The following is a 1,306-nucleotide window of genomic DNA, read 5'->3' as shown; positions in this document are numbered from 1 at the left end:
GTCCCGTCCTAAAATAAGTTGACGGTTTTAAGTAAGAGCCAGTGGGTATTGCCTACTGGCTTTTTCATGTACCTCATTTGGGGTTTGCATCCCTAGGCTGAGGTGCGGCCTAAGTTTGTTGTATATATCGATACTTTCCTTCACCAGCGATAGCAACTCTGCTTTGTTTTTGCATCGATAACGCAAGAACTCTTGTTTGAGAATGCCATTGACCCGTTCCGCTAGTGCGTTCTGATAACAGTCATACCCGTCAGTCATGGATGCGCGCCATCCTTTTGTTATCAACTGAGACTGATATTCCCCCGAGCAGTATTGCAGTCCGCGGTCTGAGTGATGGATAGTGCAAGTTCTTGTATTCCTTCTCGCCTGAGCCATTTTCAAGGCTTTCGTAATATCACTCGCCTTCATCTCATCACTTAACTCATATCCCAATATCTTTCTTGAATAAGCATCAGTAACCAGAGACAAATAGTGGGTTCCTTCGTCACTATTTACATAGGTAATATCGCTGACAACGGCCTCTTCCACATGGGTGACTTTCCATTTTTTCAGTAAATTAGGATGCTTCTTCAGCCAGTGCTTGCTGTTAGTAGTCTTCGTATAGATCTTTAGTGGCCGAACGAGAAGATGATGATTCTTCAGTAGGCGAAATAGACCATCTCGCCCTAGCTTGATCCCTTGCTCTACCAGATTAGGCTTGATCAGGTGATAAAGCTTGCGCGTGCCTAGGCGAGGCATCTGCATTCGCCAAGCTCGAACCATGTCAAGCACAGGCGCTAGCCTCAGTTTCTCTTTGTCTAGCCGCTCTTTCCACTGATACACAGCTTGGCGGCTGAAGCCCAAACAGCGACAACAGGATGCTAGTTTGATTTTCCCTTTCGCTTTTTCATAGCAGAGAGTTCGGAAGAGTACTTTTTTCGAATATCTATCCCGTACTCTTTGATGAGGGTTTCTTCCATACAACCATAGACATGATTGACTTGCTTTAGCGTCTCAATTTCCTTTTTGAGTCGTTTGATCTCTTGGGCGGGTGTTTCTTTCGACTGCGTCATGTTGGGTAGCCTCATTGGCTTGGACCAATCTAATCTACCATGTTTTCTGAGCCACACCAGAACAGTGCTTCTCCCTTGGATACCATAACGTTCCTGAGCTTGTTTGTATGTCAGTTCGCCGTTTTCAACCCGTTCGACAACGGACAATTTAAAGCCCATTGAATAATCACGGGAAGTTCGGCGGATACGCTTGGAGTTTGACTCTTTCATGAATAAGTCTCCAAAGTGTCAACTTATTCCAGGACGAGACCATA

General features: G+C 45.3%; 1 protein-coding gene. It reads right to left on the bottom strand.

The window, feature by feature from the left end:
- Positions 1-27: 27 nt before the first annotated feature.
- Positions 28-1,262, bottom strand: a protein-coding gene (locus EQP46_RS23905; protein WP_129495974.1) for an IS3 family transposase whose coding sequence is annotated in 2 segments (ribosomal slippage) — positions 28-920 and positions 920-1,262 — 1,236 coding nt in all. Because the reading frame shifts where the segments join, the coding sequence is not laid out codon by codon here.
- Between the last annotated feature and the right edge of the window lie 44 nt (positions 1,263-1,306).

Source organism: Enterovibrio baiacu (genome assembly GCF_004120195.1).
Classification (GTDB): Bacteria; Pseudomonadota; Gammaproteobacteria; order Enterobacterales; family Vibrionaceae; genus Enterovibrio; species Enterovibrio baiacui.
Note: the sequence above shows the minus strand (reverse complement) of the source record. Positions and strands in the feature narration are given on the sequence as shown.